Source organism: Flammeovirga sp. SubArs3 (assembly GCF_947387565.1).
Classification (GTDB): Bacteria; Bacteroidota; Bacteroidia; order Cytophagales; family Flammeovirgaceae; genus Flammeovirga; species Flammeovirga agarivorans.
On the sequence record NZ_CANDOA010000003.1, the window covers coordinates 480,390 to 499,468 of the forward strand.

15 protein-coding genes are annotated in these 19,079 nt (G+C 31.0%); 8 read left to right on the top strand and 7 right to left on the bottom strand.

Features of this window, described 5'->3' with window-relative positions; all coding sequences use genetic code 11:
* Positions 1-9: 9 nt before the first annotated feature.
* Positions 10-2,994 (top strand): T9SS type A sorting domain-containing protein, encoded by a 2,985-nt coding sequence (locus QL232_RS11095; RefSeq protein ID WP_281614165.1) that lies wholly within the window; start codon positions 10-12, stop codon positions 2,992-2,994.
* A 62-nt stretch (positions 2,995-3,056) separates the two neighbouring features.
* On the opposite strand, the gene QL232_RS11100 is transcribed toward QL232_RS11095, so the two are convergent.
* The 3 genes from QL232_RS11100 to QL232_RS11110 form a co-directional block, all read right to left on the bottom strand.
* Positions 3,057-4,781, bottom strand: a complete 1,725-nt coding sequence (locus tag QL232_RS11100; RefSeq protein WP_281614166.1) for an ABC transporter ATP-binding protein — start codon at positions 4,779-4,781, stop codon at positions 3,057-3,059.
* Between the two features lie 119 nt (positions 4,782-4,900).
* Complete coding sequence (locus tag QL232_RS11105) at positions 4,901-5,671, bottom strand: hypothetical protein (protein ID WP_281614167.1); 771 nt, start codon at positions 5,669-5,671, stop codon at positions 4,901-4,903.
* Positions 5,661-6,872 (bottom strand): oligosaccharide flippase family protein, encoded by a 1,212-nt coding sequence (locus QL232_RS11110; RefSeq protein WP_281614168.1) that lies wholly within the window; start codon positions 6,870-6,872, stop codon positions 5,661-5,663. Before QL232_RS11110 ends, QL232_RS11105 begins: the two co-directional genes overlap by 11 nt.
* 89 nt (positions 6,873-6,961) lie before the next feature.
* On the opposite strand from QL232_RS11110, the gene QL232_RS11115 reads away from it, so the two are divergent.
* The 5 genes from QL232_RS11115 (at position 6,962) to QL232_RS11135 (ending at position 11,543) form a co-directional block, all read left to right on the top strand.
* Positions 6,962-7,426 (top strand): GreA/GreB family elongation factor, encoded by a 465-nt coding sequence (locus tag QL232_RS11115; RefSeq protein ID WP_168883222.1) that lies wholly within the window; start codon positions 6,962-6,964, stop codon positions 7,424-7,426.
* A 137-nt stretch (positions 7,427-7,563) separates the two neighbouring features.
* The gene (locus tag QL232_RS11120) at positions 7,564-8,400 is read left to right on the top strand and encodes a hypothetical protein (RefSeq protein ID WP_168883223.1); all 837 of its coding nucleotides are present in this window, start codon (positions 7,564-7,566) and stop codon (positions 8,398-8,400) included.
* A 210-nt stretch (positions 8,401-8,610) separates the two neighbouring features.
* Positions 8,611-9,843, top strand: a complete 1,233-nt coding sequence (locus tag QL232_RS11125) for a hypothetical protein (RefSeq protein WP_281614169.1) — start codon at positions 8,611-8,613, stop codon at positions 9,841-9,843.
* A gap of 113 nt (positions 9,844-9,956) precedes the next feature.
* Positions 9,957-10,349 carry a methylglyoxal synthase gene (locus QL232_RS11130; protein WP_168883225.1) on the top strand — a complete coding sequence of 131 codons (393 nt, stop codon included), beginning with the start codon at positions 9,957-9,959 and terminating at the stop codon, positions 10,347-10,349.
* 69 nt (positions 10,350-10,418) lie between these two features.
* Positions 10,419-11,543: an acyltransferase gene (locus QL232_RS11135; protein ID WP_281614170.1), complete on the top strand. Its 1,125-nt coding sequence runs from the start codon at positions 10,419-10,421 to the stop codon at positions 11,541-11,543.
* 3 nt (positions 11,544-11,546) lie between these two features.
* Here QL232_RS11135 and QL232_RS11140 read toward each other — a convergent pair whose 3' ends face one another.
* The 4 genes from QL232_RS11140 to QL232_RS11155 form a co-directional block, all read right to left on the bottom strand.
* The gene (locus QL232_RS11140; protein WP_281614171.1) at positions 11,547-13,382 is read right to left on the bottom strand and encodes a potassium transporter TrkG; all 1,836 of its coding nucleotides are present in this window, start codon (positions 13,380-13,382) and stop codon (positions 11,547-11,549) included.
* 196 nt (positions 13,383-13,578) lie between these two features.
* Positions 13,579-14,223: a 7-carboxy-7-deazaguanine synthase QueE gene (locus QL232_RS11145; RefSeq protein ID WP_281614172.1), complete on the bottom strand. Its 645-nt coding sequence runs from the start codon at positions 14,221-14,223 to the stop codon at positions 13,579-13,581.
* A gap of 100 nt (positions 14,224-14,323) precedes the next feature.
* The gene (gene folD, locus QL232_RS11150; protein ID WP_281614173.1) at positions 14,324-15,214 is read right to left on the bottom strand and encodes a bifunctional methylenetetrahydrofolate dehydrogenase/methenyltetrahydrofolate cyclohydrolase FolD; all 891 of its coding nucleotides are present in this window, start codon (positions 15,212-15,214) and stop codon (positions 14,324-14,326) included.
* A gap of 100 nt (positions 15,215-15,314) precedes the next feature.
* A complete protein-coding gene (locus QL232_RS11155) occupies positions 15,315-16,586 on the bottom strand; it encodes a hypothetical protein (protein ID WP_281614174.1) in 1,272 nt (423 codons plus the stop codon).
* A gap of 257 nt (positions 16,587-16,843) precedes the next feature.
* On the opposite strand from QL232_RS11155, the gene aat reads away from it, so the two are divergent.
* Positions 16,844-17,548: a leucyl/phenylalanyl-tRNA--protein transferase gene (gene aat / locus QL232_RS11160; protein WP_168883231.1), complete on the top strand. Its 705-nt coding sequence runs from the start codon at positions 16,844-16,846 to the stop codon at positions 17,546-17,548.
* A 53-nt stretch (positions 17,549-17,601) separates the two neighbouring features.
* Complete coding sequence (locus QL232_RS11165) at positions 17,602-19,056, top strand: aminoacyl-histidine dipeptidase (protein ID WP_281614175.1); 1,455 nt, start codon at positions 17,602-17,604, stop codon at positions 19,054-19,056.
* Positions 19,057-19,079: the final 23 nt, after the last annotated feature.

A 19,079-nucleotide genomic window follows, 5' to 3' on the forward strand; every position in this document is an offset into this window, starting at 1 on the left:
ATTGATATCATGAATATAAAATTCACATACATAATCCTTTTTTTAGCAACAATAAACACATTTTGTTATTCACAAAATATAGCAAACGATTCTATTGCTTTATTAGAGTTTTATATTGAAAATCCGAATAACACTTTAAACTGGGATACCTCTAATGAACTGAAAAATTGGGAGGGAATAACTATAAAAAATAACAGAATAATAGAAATCAGTGTAGTGAATAAAAATACTCCTATTTTCAGTGAATCAATTTGTAATATAGACAGTTTAATATACATTAAATTCAACAATACAAAAATAGAAAACATTCCGTCAAAAATTAACATGCTTCATCATTTAGAACGATTAACACTATACAACAATAAAATTACTACTATACCGCGTACATTAGTTGAATGCCCTAATTTGACAAGAATTTCTTTAACAGCAAATGACATTAAATCAATACCATCAAGTTTTTCAAACTTTGAAAATATACAAAGCTTTTTGATTGACAATAATAACTTAGGCTATAGTGGTCTAGAAACACTCCCTAATTATTTTTTCTCCAATAATGTAATTACATATTCAACACAAAATACTATATCAAGTGACACCACATTCTTTTATAATAATACTACAGAACTATTTGCACCTGATTCTGCTGTCAATAATAGTTATCAATGGTTTAAAAATGGACAATTAATAATTAATTCAAACAGTAGATCAATAATTATTAATGAAAATGCTGAATTTTATGTTGTAATTAGTAATAATGATTTCAGCCAACTCAACAATGTGACTTCTGGAAAATATTCAACAATAAATGCCGGACCCTTTTGGACAGATTCATTAGCACTAGAAAGTTTATCAAATAATAACCCAACCAATAATTTAAACTGGAGTTCAACACTAAGAGTAAAAGATTGGAATGGAATAACCCACTCAGGTTATCTTGGTGACCAAGTTACTGCAGTAGATATTAATAATCAAGGTTTACATACAATACCTAGTGACATCCAAAATCTAACAGGCTTAGATTCACTTATATTAGAAAATAATTATTTTGTTTTCGATGATTTATATTCAACACAAGGGTTAACTCCTTCTATGTTGTTTACTTATTCTCCACAAGCGAATTTAGGAGAAGAATTATCAATTGGTTTTACTAATGATTCAATCCAGCTAAGTGTTGATCCAGCAATAACAAATAATTCAGGAAATAATATATATGATTGGTATAAAGATGGAGTTCTTCTTTTTGAAGACACTTTAAGAACTATAAAAGTAAAAGACGTAGGTATATATCACTGCGAAATAAGAAATAATGACTTTAGTGAACTCACATTATATCAAAACAATATTTTTATCTTTGATCAGAATCTTTTTGACCAAGACTCTATTATTGTTAGAAGCATTGCTGAATTAAATTCCAATAACACTTTGGGATGGGATTTAGACCAACCTCTATCTACATGGACAGGAGTTACTTTTAGAGGTGGGAGATTACATTCTCTACAACTAAACAGTAAAAATCTAGAAATTCTCCCATCAAATATTGGAGACTTATCATTGATGGAAAGTTTAGAGGTAAATAACAATAATATCACATCAATACCAATAAGTATTAATCAATTAAGTACTACTCTTAAGTACCTTGATTTTTCAAATAATAATATATCCGAATTACCCGTTGAGATCTATGAATTAACTGCTTTAACTGATTTTATATTTAATAACAATAATATCACAACAATAAGTGATCAAATAGATAATCTAACCATGGCAGGCCACATCAATGCCTCAAATAACTTTCTAACTTTTGATGATTTATTGTTAATTAAAAATGGAATAAATCCTCCATCATTTGAGTATGCACCACAAGGAGCTGCAGGCGAGGAGCAGTATATTGCAACGGCTGGTATCATTTCAATTTCTGTAGATGACTCTATCGATCCAACAATAACTAATAACTTATACCAATGGTATTTTGAAAACGATTTAATTATAGGAGCAACGGACAAAGAGTATTTAGTAAATAATCAATTTGGTACTTTTCATGTCCTCATTAATAACAATGAATTACCAGATTTAACTCTCATCACTTCAAATATATTTGTTTCACCTGATGAAGTAAATCCAAATGACTCGCTTGCACTTATAACTTTAATTGATCAAAATAGCCAAAATACAATTAATTGGAATACTGCAGATCCTGTTGGTACATGGGAAGGAGTCATTGTTGATGGAGAAACAAGTCAAGTTATATCTTTAGATGTATGGAGCAAAAATTTAGATAATTTCCCTGACGAACTCACTATGCTTGATGAACTGAAATCACTAAATATTGCAAATAATAATATATACACATTACCGGATAATATGGGTGATTTACAAAACTTAGAATATGCAAATTTCTCAAGTAATCACCTTCCCTTTTCTGAATTAGATAAAGTTTCTATCAATATTAGTAACGGTAGAGGTAATTTTGTTTATTCCAATCAAAAGTATATTGGAGATGAAAACACTTCAGTTATTCTTGAAAATGGATTCAATTATATATATATACCAAATGACATAATCACTGAGAATGATTTTTACCAATGGTATAGAAATGGCGATGCTATTAATGGTGAAATTGGAGATAGCCTTAGAGTAAACAATACTGGTGATTATAATTATACAATAACCAATTCAAGATATATCAATACTCTTCTTACCTCATATTATATAGCAGTTGATGGTGAAGTAACGAGTACAGTCCCCTACTTAGATAACAGAATTTTAATATACCCAAATCCAACATCAAATTATCTAAAAGTACAATCTCGAGATGATGTTAGGATTGTTGATGTAATTCTACATAATACTAGTGGTGTAAAACAAGAAACACCCTACAATTCTATATCTACAACAGTTAGAGAACTTTACATTAAAAATTTAACGAGCGGGTTATATATGGCAACTATTATTACAAATAAAGGCACAATAAGAAAAAAAGTTATTAAAGAGTAGTTTAATTACACCATAAATAGAAAGTCAAAATTTATTCAAGAAGTTTTTTTGACTTAAATAAATTATGCCTTTACAGGTGTTAAATCAATAATTCTATCACATCCCTCTAATGTTGACAGTCTATGTGCAATAATAATTATTGTAAGATCATCGGTATGTGATAATTTATTAATCGATTCTGTAATTTCCTTTTCCGTTTCAGTATCTAATGCAGAGGTTGCTTCATCAAAGAATAATATCTCTGCATCAAAATATAATGCCCTTGCGATTCCTACTCTTTGTCTTTGGCCTCCAGAAAGCTTTGTTCCATTCTCTCCAATCCTTGTATGCACTCCTTCTGGGAGATTATTTGCTATTTTCCAAAGGCTTGATTTCTTTAACACTTGGTCAATTTTTTTATAATCTATATTCTTTTTCGAGGTGCCAAAAGCTATATTCTCCGCAAGAGATGCATCAATGATATATACTGATTGTTGAACATAACCAACCTTTTTTAAAAAAGCATCTTCGTATTCTGGGCCATAAATTTGACTGTCAATTCTATATTCACCTTTTGTCACTTTCAAAAATCCTAGAAGAATATTCATAATAGTTGTTTTACCAGAACCAGATGATCCTATCAATCCTATTGTTTCTCCTTTTTTAATAACTAAAGAAAAATTATCAATAATATTAACTTTGTTATCAGGATAATGAAAGTCTATTTTATCCAATATTAGTTCAACCTCAAAAGATATTCCCTTCTGAATTTCTTTTTGGTAATGTGTTTCTGTCTTTAATGGTTCTAGAACCTCAAATGTCCATTTATTTTGATTTAGCCCATTAATATATGTCATCATTCTATTAATTGATGGCATAATTCTAAATCCTGCAATAGCGAATACACCTAATAATTGTAACAATTCTAACCTTGAATTAAGATAGTAAACACCATAAACATTCATAACTAAAATTGCTAACATTAAAGAGGTCTCAATAACTCTTGTAGGTGCAAGATTATATATATTACTTTTAATATTTGTATTAGCAAGTGCGTCAACATCTTTTGTAATTCTATCTCGAAATTTATCTTCTGTACCTGAAATCAACACATCTACATACCCAAAAATACTTTGAAAGATATTCTGACTTAGTCTTGGGTTTACATCCCTCCTAACATCACTAATTTTCAAAGATCTTTTCTGAACATATTTAAAAAATATAAAAAATACTGGTATAACTATAATAACCAACAAACCTATGATTTGGATATCATAAATTGCAATACTAGAAACGATTAATAATAATATAGCTAATTCATTAATAATATTTAGGACACCTAAAAATTGTTGATTTGCAAAGTTTTGAGTCGCTAGATGTATATTTCTAAATAAAATATTTGAATTCTTATCTTTAAAAAATAAAAAACCTTTTCTATAATAAATCTTATGTAGTCTTTTTGTGAAATCAGTATATAAACCCATTGCAAATTTACTTTGTTCCTTTACAATGAACATACCTCCAACATTCTTTATTGCTACTACTATAAATAAAATAGTAGTTAGTAAAACAATAAGTTGCTTATCATCGGTCAAACCAAAAGTAGTATAAATCCAATTTGCCCAAGCATATTTCTCAACCATGTTATCTTCTAATAATACAGCAAATACAGGGAGCATAGCACTAAGACCAATAAGTTCTAGACCGGAATTAATAAAAAGAAGTATACTTACACCCACCGCTTTTAATTTTTGATCTTTTGGAAGAATTGATCGAATAAACTGTAGGGTTTGAAAAATGATTTTCATTTAAAAAATTCTTTGTACGTCGATAATGAAGCAAAGGTAGAAAAATTTAAGTAATCACTAGTGTAAAAGAGAAAATAGAAATAATTATACATTTCCCTACAGATGGTAAATTTTTAAGGTTAATGTGGGTTATGTTTAATATAAGTTATGATTTCATCATAATTTTCTACCCATTTTTTGAGTGGTTGGTCGTTTATCTTTTTTAATGCAGTATAATGGATTTTGTTATCTTTATTAACAAGTGACAAAAAAGATAAGATATTTGAATATTCCTTTTCATAATCAGAAAATAAAGATTCATAAGTTAGTTTATATATACTAGAATATTGAATAAGTTGGTTCTCTAAATATTTCTTTTCTTTTTTATAATTCACCAAGTGTTGTAAAACCGTTAAAGGAGAAAATTTAAATGTCTTTTGGGGTTCTTCGTCTACTTTGTCCGTTAGATAATTTAATGTCTTTCTAGCTTTTAATAATGAAAATATCATTGATAATGAATCCTCCCTATCAAGGAAAATGATCTTGATGTTATTTTTCACTAGGTATTTTAATACATATGGATACCTGTAAGCTTGTTCGAACGTCAGCCTAAATCCTCTTATCTGATTCTTATTTGAATGATTAAATAGAAATTTCCTTATTAAATACTCTAAGGGAATATTAAATTTTACACGGCTAATAATATTTCTATTGAAAAGAAAACCAAAAGTTTTGTTTTGTATGCTTTGATTAATAAACACATTAAATGATTCCTCTTCCCATGAAACTTGATTGAAAATTTCAAAGTCAATCAAAGCATCTGTAGACTTTTTTAAAGTATACATTAAATGATTGGACCCTGCCCTTCCTGGAGTTAATACTACAAAATCATATTTCAATTTATTTTTCATTATTCAAGTCTATATTATAAAATAGCACACATAATATCAATAACTGCATAAACTTACTTGTTAGATAAATAAGTATAAATTTATTTATTGAGATGAAAAATAAACTTATCATACCCAGTACAAGCAAAACCTTTGTAAAAAAATTAGTCAATAGGACTTCTTTTACTCTGTTTAATCCATTTAATGTGGTTTCTAGATTAAAGATCAAAGGTTGAAGAAAAATGAGAATGGATAATAAAGAAAACAACTCACCAGAAAAACTCCAATGACTACTAAATAGATATGTAAACAATTGGGCTCCATAGATATTGAAGAAAATAGCTAATGGTAGAGTCATTATACATATCAAAAGAAGTAAATAGTAAATATTTCTTTTTACAAATACTCCTTTAGATGAAGAATATCTAAAAATTACTTGTTGAAATAACTGAGAAAAAGTGCTAGAACCTTGATTAGTAAATGATTTAGCTTTAACGTAACTCCCAACGGTATTAACCGGATAAATATATTGAAGAACAATCACATCAAAATTATCAAATACATGGTCAGACACCTTTTGTAAGGTTCTTTGTGTAGAAAATTTTCTTAAATTCTGAATTTCTTGAAAATCGAAAATAAACCTTGGTAACCATTTTAATTTCAACCAAAGAATAAAATGTTGTAATGAATACTTTAAGGTAAATTGAATGGTCAATGAATATACACCTAATCCATTATAGGCCATCAGAATACCAATAGGTAATGAAATTACAATTGATAAAACATCTGATATAGCAATAGCTTTAAAATTTCCTTGTACGATGGCATACATCCTTACTCCTCTTCCAAACCCAGCTAAAATTAATAGGAAGCTAAGAAGAATATAATAATGAACATGATATTCAATAAGATTAAATATCCCGAAAATAAAACTTAAGAGATTAAAAAGAACAAAGAAAACGATTCCTAAAAACCCTAAACTCCAAAACACAGTATTTAATAGTTTTTCAGAGGGCTTTCCAAATTGAATGTAAGCTTCGTTTAAACTTAAATCTTGAAGAATAGAGAAAACCATAAATACTGTGAGCAATACTCCAAATATTCCATAATCTTCTGGTGTTAATAATTTTGTCATCACAAGTGCACTACCTAAACTCATCAATTGAACGATAATTTTAGATGAGGCTTCCCAAGATAAATTTTTTATTAACTGATTATCCACTTTGTTTCTTTTGAATGACAAACAAAATTACTGTTTTTTTGGCTGATTGATCCTCAAAAAAGTATATTTGCTATTAAAATTGAACAAATATGAGCAAATCAGCATATATAACAAAAGAAGGAATGGAAGGCTTGCAACAAGAAGTGCAGGTTCTTTGGGAAGAGAGAAAAATTGTTACTGAAGCAGTTTCTGAAGCGGCAGCTATGGGTGATCGTTCTGAGAATGCTGAATATATATATGGTAAGAAAAAATTGAGAGAAATTGATGGTCGATTAACTTACCTAAGAAGACGAATCGGAAATGTAAAAGTTTTTGATCAAGAAATTGATGAGAATAAAGCAATGTTTAGTGCATTTGTCACTTTTAAAGATCAAACAAATAATGTGATGACTTTAAGATTAGTTGGACCTGATGAAGCTGACATCAAGAAACAATCAATTTCTATCGCATCACCAATCGGGAAAGCACTGTTGAACAAAACAATTGGTGATTCTGTAGATGTGATTACTCCTGCCGGCAAAAAAACTTTTACAATTCAGAAAGTTAAATATTAACCTCATCGTAAGACCTGAATATTTCACCATCGACTTTTTTATTTCAAAACTTATTCAGTGTTCTTATCTTTAATGTCGAAACACATAACATAATTGTCTTAACAAAGACATCTTTATCAAGTAGTTGAAATAATAGAATGAACTTCAAAAAAATATATCTCGCCTTTTCTGTTTTATTTACGCTAAGCTTTACATCTAGTTTTGCTCAAGATTGGTATGTTCTTCATGTATCAGGTAATATTACTAATCCAGCTACTAATTCTGTATTACAGACTGGTGATATGATTAACGAAAGTACTTCTTTAGTTTTTGCTGATGCGAGTTCAAAAGCAATCGTTATTCAGAAAAGTAAGGGTAAGATGTTATTGGATGGCAGTAAGAGCCAAAAAAATGCGGATGGGGAATTTATGAGTATGGTTTCTCAAGTACTTTTTCCTGTTCAAGTAAATAAACAAATGAGTACTCGTCGAGTAACTTTTGGAAATGCCAATGATATTTCAAAATACTTTAATGGAGGTTCTTATGTCTTTATGGGTGACTCTGTGATTTTGGAAGTAGACAAATTACGTTATCCACTAGATGAGGAGCGTAAAATGGCGGTAAGATTTACCTCTAACAATGAACCTTACAACCGTTGGGTCCCTAATTATGGAACAGAAAATCAAATTATTATTGAACCAACAAAGCTTTTTGATGGAGTAAGCTTAGATAGTATTGATATGGTCGATGTTTATTATATCAATATGCAAAATGGAAAACCTAGTCCGAAACATGTTGGAAGTTTCCACCCTGTCTTTGTTGATGAAACAAAGTTGAAACAAGAATTACTTTCGTTAAAGAAGTTCCTTGTAAAGTATCAGGACGAAAAAGACCAAGCAGTTCGAGAAGAACTTTATCAATATGTCCTAGATATCTATGGAAAAGTTGATATTGAAATATTCAATCAATGGACAAAAGAAATGGAAATTATATAACGAAAAAGGTATTTGCTCAAACAGTAAATACCTTTTTTGTAACTGATCTATTATAATTTTATAAAAAATAATCCCTTAGAACCTTCTAGCATAAGAATTGAATTAATATTTTTACTGATAAACAGTTATCATTTTTTGAATTAATTCATAAACCTAACCTCTTTCATGTCTGATACGAAGAAAAAAACTTCAGATCGTATAATTTTTAGAATGCAGAGAAATAAACCATTAATGTGGGGTATTTCTTCAATTCATGCCATTATAATGATCATTGGGTTAATGTTCTACATGTCTATAGTATATGTAATGCCCGATGAAATTCTATTAATTGAGACCATGTCAATGGTCAAGAACACTTTATTTAAAGCAGAAGACAAACCTTCTAAAGACCGTTTTTTATTTATTAATTGTTCTTGGGAGAAAGATTTAACAGCAAAAAAAGATACTAATGACTTTGTTATTGGTAATGTTGATATTACAAACAGGAAGTCAGTCACTAAATTCCTACAAACACTCAATCAAAATCCAGATAATCATGAATATGCTCTGATTGATATTCGCTTTTATGATGAATCTGAAGATGATAGTTTAATGGAGGCTGAGTTTGCCAAAGTGAAGAATACGATTGTTTCCTATCATAAAGGTCCCGGAGGTGTTCCTAAATTCCCTGTGGTTAAAGTCCCATTAGGCTTAAGTGACCTTCAAGTTCAGGAATTAAATCATGAGGAGACTATTTTATTAAAGTACCATTTAATACAAGGTGACTCTTTAAAGTCTACACCTCTAATTATGGCTGAGAATATCCATAATGAGAAAATAGAAGAAGGATTTTTATTCAATAAATTTAGAGGGAACTACATTCTTAATGGATATATCTTAGACTACCCTATTCGACCTTATGACATTTTTGTAAAGAATGATTATATGTATCTTCAACTGAAAGAGTTCTTATCATTACCTCCATTTCTCACAGAAGAATACACCAAAGATAGAATCATCGTGTTAGGTGATTTCGAGGATCGAGATATTCATAAAACGATTTATGGTTTTATGCCTGGACCTCTTATTCTTGTCAATGCATTTTTAACATTAGAAAGAGGTTATAATAAAATCACTATTGGCTTCTTCCTCTTTGTCTTTTTATGTTTTACTTATATCTCTCATAAAGCATTAACATTCCAAGACCCTGTCACTGTTTTTATGGGTAAATTCTTTGATTCAGATCATTTCTTGGTTGAATTACTACAAGACTCTTTATTTTACCTTGTTTTCTTTGGTTTAATGTCTGTAGTCTCTTATACATTGTTTAATATCCATATCACAGTACTTGTCTTATCATTTTATATGTATGCTGTGGAACAAGGACTTTTATTCTATAAAGAATGGATTGAAGAAAAAGATCAAGAAAAAGAAAAGAAAGAAGAATCGAACGAGGTTGAATAATAAATACTTTAATTTCACTTACTTATTGGAGTAAAATCTATTCAACTAATAAAAGTCATGTTTCTATGAAGAAATAAGACATAAATTGAAACGAAATCGAAAAACAATAAACTATGAACAAAGAATTAAAAAGGGTGGCTATGATTGCCCATGATGGCAAAAAGGCTGAAATGGTTGGTTTCTTTAAAGATTATATGGACCTACTTTCTGGTGTACAAATTGTTGCTACAGGTACAACAGGTAGCCACTTAGTGAAGGCAGGATTGGAAGTAGATTGTAAACTTTCAGGTCCAAAAGGTGGTGATGCTCAAATTGCTGCGATGGTAGCCGAAGGAGATGTAGATGCAGTATTTTTCTTTAGAGATCCACTTGGAAAGCATCCACACGAACCAGATGTACAAATGCTGATGAGAGTTTGCGACCTTTATGATATTCCTTTAGCTACAAATCCAGCTTCAGGGAAATTAGTAATGTCTGGACTTAAGCAATTGGTGGGCCATAATTAACAATACTATCAATAAAAGTCATTTCATTGCTAAGGTATTACTAACATATCTTAGCAATGAAAAATTAATATGAATAATAAAAGCATCTATTTTAAAAATCTTGACCTTGTAAGGTTTATTGCAGCGATAATGGTTTTATTTAACCATACAATAATTCAAACCTTAGAAAGGTTTTACCAAGAAAAAACAACTCTACTTATTATACTTAAAACATTATTCAATGGTGGTACTGGTGTTTCTATTTTTTTTAACTTAAGTGGTTTTCTCATTACTTTTCTTATCATAACTGAAATTGATTATAAGGGGAAATTAAATTTAATTCATTTTTATATTAGAAGAATATTAAGAATATGGCCACTATATTATGCTGTGCTAATTATTACATTTATTTTACAACCAACGATAAAAGGTTTTTTAGGTATAGATAATACTCTCAAATCAAATAGCTTATATTATTTCTCCTTTTTAAGCAATTTTGATATTATTAATATTTTTGATAATTTTTTTGGACATAGTGCAATGTCTCAAAATGTTACTTGGTCTGTATCGGTTGAAGAACAATTTTATTTATTATGGCCATTAATTTTCTTCTTACCAAGAAAGTCTTGGATTTACATCATTCTTTTGATAGGAATGTTTTCTTTGAATTTTAGACACAATAACTCCGGAAATCCTACAATATTATATTTTCATACTTTTTCAGTTCTTATTGATTTAATAATTGGAGGGTTAGCTGCATTAATAATTAAAGAATTTGATATAGTCTATCGTTTATTTCAAAAGACTAATACTGCGTCACACTTAACAACCCTATCTTTTATACTGTTTGTCTTATTCTATGGAACAGAATTTATTTTCGGAGAATATAATCCTATCTTTGGAAGATTAATAAAATCTATTCTTTTTACGTTTTTAATTGCTTCACTAGCGTTAACAAAAAAGATATCATTTTTAAGTTTAAATGAATCAAGTATTCTCATTAAAATGGGTAAAATAACTTATAGTATTTATCTACTTCACCCAATTATAATGAACTTTATCGATGTTTGTCTACGAAATACCTTATATAAACAAAGTTTTACTAAATCGTTATCAGTTGACATTACAATAATATTTCTCACATTTATTATTTCTTGGTTTAGCTATAAATATTTTGAGCTCTTTTTTTTAAAACTAAAAAGGTTTTATCGTTAAAAATTATCCCACCATAACATGAGCTTCAGGATATTTAAAGGAGTTCGTATTTACAGTAGAACTTAATGCTAAGGCTAAAGTAAGTGTCCCTACTCGACCAATATACATGGATAGAATGATCACTACCTTACCAATTGATGACAACTCGCCAGTAATACCCATACTTAAACCTGCAGTTCCAAAAGCTGATATTTGTTCAAATATTAAAGGTAGAATATCAATATTTGGATTATCTAACTCAGTGATACTAAGAATAAATAGAGCTACCATATTATATATTAAGGCGAACATAAAAATTGAATATGATCGCTTAATGTTATCATCTGATATTGTTCTTTTTCGCACCACTATTCTTTCTTGTCCTCTTATTATACCAATAGAACTAAGCAATAACAGGTAAAAGGTACTACTCTTAATACCTCCACCTGTTGAACCAGGCGCTGCACCAATAAACATTAAGAAAATCATCACAAGAATTGTAGCTGGTCGCATACTTCCAAAATCCATTGAGTTAAAACCTGCAGTTCTGGTAGTTACTGATTGGAAAAAAGCAGCTATAAGCGATTCTACAAGTGATCTATCTTCCCTTAAAGAATCAATTTCTAAGAAGAATACCGTCAGCATTCCTACAATTATCAAAATAATAGTTGAGTATAAACTGATAGAAGTTCCTATAGAGTATTTTTTCCAAGGGTTCTTTAATCTATCTTTTATCTTTTTGGGTGAAAAGATTTCTTCAATCGTTGTAAAACCAAAACTACCAAAAATAATTATGATGCCGATAACCATGTGTAGGCCATACATATGCCTAAGATCTATGATTCCATGATGGAAAAATCGAGTCGTATCATCCCCTGTAATACTTGTATTTAAACTATCAGGAAATAAGCTAAAACCAGCATTACAAAAAGCGGAGACTGAATGAAAGATTGAGTAACATACTTTCTGAGTCATACTGTTAAACTCCAAAGAACTATCCCATGCAAAGAAAATGGCAATAGCCCCTAAAATCTCAATCAATAGTGTCAGGAAAATTACTTTTCTTAATAAACCAGTTGCCGAAGAAAGGTCTTCTGAGCTCAATACATCTTGAATGATCGTTTTATGCTTTAACGAAACACCTTTTGACATAAAAGTCGCAAAGAAGGTTGCAAATGACACGATTCCAATACCGCCTAATTGAGCTAATAGAAGAATTACTAGCTGTCCTTTTTCAGTAAAATATTGGCCAGTATCTACTACCGCTAAGCCTGTTACACATGATGCACTTACTGAAGTAAATAAAGCATCCAAGAAATTCATACTTGTTTCTCCAATGGTGGATTTTGGAAGCATCAAACAAAAGGTTCCAAAAAGTATCAAAAAGATAAAACTAAAAATGAAAGTTGTAGATGGCTTTATTTTAAATTGTGAAAGTATCACTGAAGCTTTTGTAGACTCTACAAGTACTAGAAATACTAATGCACCAAAAAGAAAATGGCGATAATTCGCATTAGATTCAGGATCAAAGTGAAATCCCACAAAAAAATGAAATAGTCCAATAAAAGTAATTAGAGCCAAAAAGGAGCCTTCTACCCAAGTGGATTTTATATAATTCCAACGGTAATTGGTGAAAATAATTCTAAGAAAATAATTAGTGATATAAACAAAGAATAAGAATGGGATTATACTTCTGATAAACAGCATATCTGTTTTCTCTAAATAAAATCCATATTCAAAAATCACTAATACGATAGCAACAAACGAAGTAACTATTGAAGATAACCTTTCATATCTAAATACAGTAGTTTGATACTTGAACAGCCATTGGTTGATGAAGTCTTTGGTACCTGTGCGCATTCGAAAAGTAAGGTGTACTAAAAAATCTAAATTAAAAACTAAATACTAAGTTAAGGATTTATGGTTTAAGAGTTAATAGTTCTGACTTAAGTTTTATGATTTTAAGTGATGAAAAGGAAAGTATAAGCACAAAAAAAGGATTATGTACTTCTATATACATAATCCTTCTTATAATCGGTGGACCCTAAAAATAAAATTAAGGTATGTCAATATATTTATGAGTTTGTAATGACAATAGCCATTCTGGGTTCTCTTTAACAAAATCGACTAACATTGGAGTCACCTCACTTCTTTTTGACCATTCTGGTTGAATATATAATTTACATTCTGATCGAAGTTTTTCTGCCAAACCAAGAGCCCATTTAATATCTGATTTATGGTATACAACCACTTTAAATTCATCTGCTAAATCATAAGCTTCATCAACTGGAGCTTTAAATTTTTTAGGAGACAGGCAAACATAATCTAAGTGACCAGTAAATTGATGAGTTCCTGAAGTTTCAATATTGATCGAGAAACCTTCATTTTTCAACATCTCAGTTAATGGCCCTAATTGATGCATTAATGGCTCTCCTCCTGTAATAATAGCTAAGCGACCAGGATGTTTCTTTGCATCTTCAACAATTTCTTCAATATCAAGAACAGGATGCTTGTCTTGCTCCCATGATTCTTTTACATCACACCAAACACATCCAACATCACAACCCGCTAATCTTATAAAATAAGCTGCATGACCTGAAAATGCTCCTTCTCCCTGAATTGTATAAAACGCCTCCATTACTGGAAGTGAAAGTCCTTTCTGTACCTTTTCTTTGGTAGTATATTCTAAATGCTTAACCATGTTTCCTTTTTTCTGAGATAAAAAAGTCCTTTAAGGGGTGAGGGAACCCTTAAAGGACTCGATTTGCAAAATTATAAAAATATTTTGCGATTATGCTAATCTATACTGATTCCTTAACAGATTTTCTTCTTGCAGCTTCCAAAGTGTTCATTAATAATGAAACAACTGTCATTGGACCCACACCACCTGGTACTGGAGTAATCCAAGAAGCTTTTTCAGCTACCTCGTCAAACTTCACATCACCTTTAAGGCTGAAACCTGATTTTTTTGAAGGATCATCAATTCTTGTAATTCCAACGTCTACAACTACAGCTCCTTCTTTTACCATATCAGCAGTTACAAACTCAGCTCTACCTAAAGCTACAATAAGGATATCAGCTTGCTGACATTCCTCTTTTAAGTTTTGTGTTCTACTATGTGTTAGAGTTACTGTACAGTTACCTACTTTTGCATTTCTAGACATCAAAAGACTCATTGGCGTACCTACAATATGAGATCTACCAATAATTACACATTTCTTTCCTGAAGTCTCGATACCATAACGATCCAATAATTGAACAATACCATATGGAGTGGCAGGAAGGAAAGTTGGAAGACCTAACATCATCTTACCCAAGTTTGTTGGGTGGAAACCATCAACATCTTTATTAGGGTCGATTGCTTCCGTTACTTTTGTTTCGTTGATGTGTTTAGGTAGTGGAAGTTGAACAATAAATCCGTCGATATCATCATTATTGTTTAACTCATCGATTGTTTTTAGAAGATCTTCTTCTGTGATGTCTGCATCAAACTTGTATAACGATGAAGTAAACCCTACTTGCTCACAAGATTTTACTTTATGGTTAACATACGTTCTACTCGCACCGTCCTCACCAACTAAAATAGCGGCTAAATGTGGTTTCTTGCCTCCTTCGGCAGTCAGTTTTCTTACTTCCTCAGCAATTTCTTTTTTGATTGCATTTGAAGTTGCTTTTCCGTCAATTAGTTGCATGTTATTTGATTTCGCACTTAAAATTTATAGACCCACAAAAATAGTGACTTGGATCAGTTTTTCATTACGATTCACAAATATTTTTTTATGATTGTTCATTTTAATTTAATATCACAAACTTTTTGATGTAATACTGTCGACCATACATGGCCTTTAAAATATATATTTTGCCCTTATTTATCGATTGAATAGAAATTTGTGACTCGGTTTCATCACGACTAACAACAAGATTTCCGATTACATCATATATCTCAATATGTTTCTGTGATGTATTATCAAGAAAGTCTAAATGAACTGACGCATTTTTAATAGTAAATGAAGGTTCGGCAAACTCGTACTGAGAACGTATCATAATTTCCTCAAACATTTCTTCTCTACCATCGAAATCAATTTGATGTAACTTATAGTAATGTACTGATACTTCTGACTCTATCTCATGAATTATTTGATATTGAAGTAAACCATTCGAATTCCCTGCCGCATTTACTCTATCTACCTCTTTCCAATTCTTTTTATCATTTGAGTAATAAAGTATAAAATAATCACTATTTTCTTCCGTAGCTGTTTCCCAAATTATATGCGTAGTATTGTCTTTTATACAACCCTCAAAACGAACTAGCTCAACAGGCAAATCATATCCATCTTCAAAATCTCCTCCGCCTTGTATGTAATCTACTACAGTGTTAAAGTCTGTACCCGCAACAATTTCTTGACGCCCATATTGAATAATTCTAGAAATGTCAGCTATATCTGCACTACTTCGTTCAAAAGTATCACATGAGAAGCTACCGTCTAAATCCCCACAACTATCACCAAAATCTAAATTGACATTAGCTCCTTGAACATTGTTTCCTACTACGACTGCTCCATTTTTAGTATTAGTAGTAAGTGTTTGATTGTATTGAATGAAATCGTTGACAAGTAACAAACTGTTATTATTCAATTCAATTTCATGTCCACCGATATTTTGTGAATGGATTTCATCTACAAATAATGCTGCATTATCGATCACTACTTTATCAGTATTTCCACCGTAACCTTGCAAGTTCAATTGACCATTAATCACATCTACAATACTATTCTGAGAAATAGTAAGTGTTGAATTATTTAGATTCAAATTAACAGATATGCTAACAAATGCACCATTGGATACAATTAATGATGCACCATTTTGCAACGTTAAGTTTCCATTGAAAGTTACATTTTCTGTTATAGTTAAAGTTACTCCTGGGTCGACATATATCCCTGCCGCATCTGTAAAAGTACTTTCAGTATTAATTGTTTGATCAAAAGAAAAATGGATATTGGCTTCTGCTGGATTAACAAGCAGAATGAGAATTAATTTTAATAAAAGAAATAAAGTAGTTCTCATGTCAGCGTTTGTTTTTGATAGAGATTAAAAAGTCAATTTCAATTTATGCTCGTATATCCTGTTATTATCAAAAACAACCACTACAATAATTTATTTGCACTACATCATTTCTACTTCAAAGGTAAATTAGGCTATTTTTAAGGCGATAGTTAATAATATATTCTAAAAATAAATGAATAAACATTTAGTGATTTATTTTTCATAAGTAAAATTGTAAATTGAGTGCCGTTTGATAAATCAATTAATAAAACGTTTATATGCCAATATTTCAGTTAGAAGATGACAATGTGATGTTTCCTCCAGCTAGACTTACCGATGAAAGTGGAATTTTAGCTGTTGGTGGCGATTTATCTCCAAAACGAATTATTGAAGCATACGCCTCAGGTGTCTTCCCATGGTTTAATCCAGAAGATCCGTTATTGTGGTGGTCTCCCGACCCTCGATGTGTACTTTACCCTGAGAATATTAAAGTCTCTAAAAGTATGCGTCAGTTATTTCGACGAAATGAATATCGTGTAACTTTTGATCAAGCTTTTAGAGAGGTCATTACGGCTTGTCAAAACATCTATCGTCCTGATCAAGGTGGAACATGGATAACTGATGAAATGAAGGAAGCTTATATTGAATTACATGACATTGGTTTTATGCATTCAGTTGAGGTCTGGGACAATGATGAATTAGTTGGTGGATTATATGGCGGTGCCATGAAAAATGCCTTCTTCGGAGAATCTATGTTTTCATATAAAAGTAATGCCTCTAAATATGGCTTCATTACTTTGTGTAAGAATTTAATAGAACATAACTTTGATATCATAGACTGTCAGATGCATACAGATCACTTAGAAAGTTTAGGTGCTGAAGAAATTCCTAGGGAAGCATTTTTATTGACGGTCGATAGAAATCAACAAAGAGAATTTGTGAAGGAAGATTGGAATGAAAAATTCCGAACCGACTTCTATTAATTGATAAAAAACAATACAGATTTCAACTAACATTTGAATAATCATATATAAACATGAACAAAGAAGTAGCAAGTTTAAAGCCCGTACAAATTTGGGAGAACTTTGAAAAAATGAATGAAATTCCTCGTGGTTCTAAAAAAGAGGAAAGAATTATTGCATTCACTAAACAATTTGGAGAAAACTTAGGGTTAGAAACCATCGTCGACAAAACAGGTAATATTATCATAAAGAAGCCTGCTACTCCAGGAATGGAAGACAGAAAAGGTATCGTACTTCAGGCACATATTGATATGGTACATCAAAAAAATGCCGATACTGATTTTGATTTTGACACTGATGGTATTCAATCATATATAGATGGAGATTGGGTAAAAGCAAAAGGAACAACTCTTGGTGCAGACAATGGTATTGGTGCAGCGACAATTATGGGTGTTCTTGCTTCTAAAGATCTAAAACATGGTCCTATTGAAGGTCTTTTTACAATAGATGAAGAAACAGGTATGACTGGTGCTTTTGGCTTAGAGCCAGGTATTCTTACTGGTGATATTCTTTTAAACCTAGATACTGAGGACGAGCATGAGCTATGTATTGGATGCGCAGGTGGTATCGATACTAATGTAAATTATTCTTATGACGAAGTTGCAGCTGAAGGTTCTGCTTACCATATCCAACTAAAAGGATTAAAAGGTGGACACTCTGGTTGTGAAATTCATTTAGGAAGAGGCAACGCGAATAAATTAATGAACCGTTTACTTTGGGGTACACGTCAGAAATTCGGATTAGAGATTGCAGAAATTGATGGTGGCTCATTAAGAAACGCCATTCCTAGAGAATCTTTTGCCAATGTAGTTGTTGCTCCAGAAAGTGCTGATGAGTTTGTTGCTTACGTAAAAGAGTATGAAAAAACTATTCAAAAGGAATTACATGTAACAGAACCCAACTTAGTGATCAATATTGAATCTATTGATACTCCAGCTAAAGTGATGGATGTTGTTGCTCAAGACGCATTAGTTTCTGCGATTTATGCTGCTCCAAATGGTGTGATCCGTATGTCTGATGAGTTAGAAGGCCTAGTGGAAACATCGACTTCTATGGCAAGAGTGCTTGTTAAAGACGGAAAAGTATTAGTTCAATCATTAACTCGTAGTTCTGTTGATTCAGCAAAATACGATGTAGCTCAACAATTAGATGCTGCATTTGCAATTACAAAAGGCGATGTTGAACATGGTGGAGCTTACCCAGGATGGACTCCAAATGCTAATTCTGAAATTCTTGAAGAAATGAAATTGATTCATCAAGAATATTTCAATAAACCTGCTATAGTCAATGCAGTACATGCAGGTCTTGAGTGTGGAATTATTGGAAGCCACTACCCTAATCTCGACATGATTTCATTTGGACCTACAATTAAAAATCCTCACTCTCCTGATGAGATGTGTGAGATTGGTACCGTTGATAGATTCTGGGATTTCTTAGTGATGACTCTAGAAAGAGTAGCCAAGAAATAATTGATATAAATAATAAAAGCTCA

Bases quoted from the DNA above. Each gene is read 5' to 3' on its own strand.
- QL232_RS11105 (WP_281614167.1), bottom strand. From the start codon at position 5,671: ATGAAAAATAAATTGAAATATGATTTTGTAGTATTAACTCCAGGAAGG.
- QL232_RS11120 (WP_168883223.1), top strand. From the start codon at position 7,564: ATGAACTTCAAAAAAATATATCTCGCCTTTTCTGTTTTATTTACGCTA.
- QL232_RS11165 (WP_281614175.1), top strand. From the start codon at position 17,602: ATGAACAAAGAAGTAGCAAGTTTAAAGCCCGTACAAATTTGGGAGAAC.
- QL232_RS11145 (WP_281614172.1), bottom strand. From the start codon at position 14,223: ATGGTTAAGCATTTAGAATATACTACCAAAGAAAAGGTACAGAAAGGA.
- aat (WP_168883231.1), top strand. From the start codon at position 16,844: ATGCCAATATTTCAGTTAGAAGATGACAATGTGATGTTTCCTCCAGCT.
- QL232_RS11100 (WP_281614166.1), bottom strand. From the start codon at position 4,781: ATGAAAATCATTTTTCAAACCCTACAGTTTATTCGATCAATTCTTCCA.
- QL232_RS11155 (WP_281614174.1), bottom strand. From the start codon at position 16,586: ATGAGAACTACTTTATTTCTTTTATTAAAATTAATTCTCATTCTGCTT.
- QL232_RS11140 (WP_281614171.1), bottom strand. From the start codon at position 13,382: ATGCGCACAGGTACCAAAGACTTCATCAACCAATGGCTGTTCAAGTAT.
- QL232_RS11095 (WP_281614165.1), top strand. From the start codon at position 10: ATGAATATAAAATTCACATACATAATCCTTTTTTTAGCAACAATAAAC.
- folD (WP_281614173.1), bottom strand. From the start codon at position 15,214: ATGCAACTAATTGACGGAAAAGCAACTTCAAATGCAATCAAAAAAGAA.
- QL232_RS11125 (WP_281614169.1), top strand. From the start codon at position 8,611: ATGCAGAGAAATAAACCATTAATGTGGGGTATTTCTTCAATTCATGCC.
- QL232_RS11135 (WP_281614170.1), top strand. From the start codon at position 10,419: ATGAATAATAAAAGCATCTATTTTAAAAATCTTGACCTTGTAAGGTTT.
- QL232_RS11130 (WP_168883225.1), top strand. From the start codon at position 9,957: ATGAACAAAGAATTAAAAAGGGTGGCTATGATTGCCCATGATGGCAAA.
- QL232_RS11115 (WP_168883222.1), top strand. From the start codon at position 6,962: ATGAGCAAATCAGCATATATAACAAAAGAAGGAATGGAAGGCTTGCAA.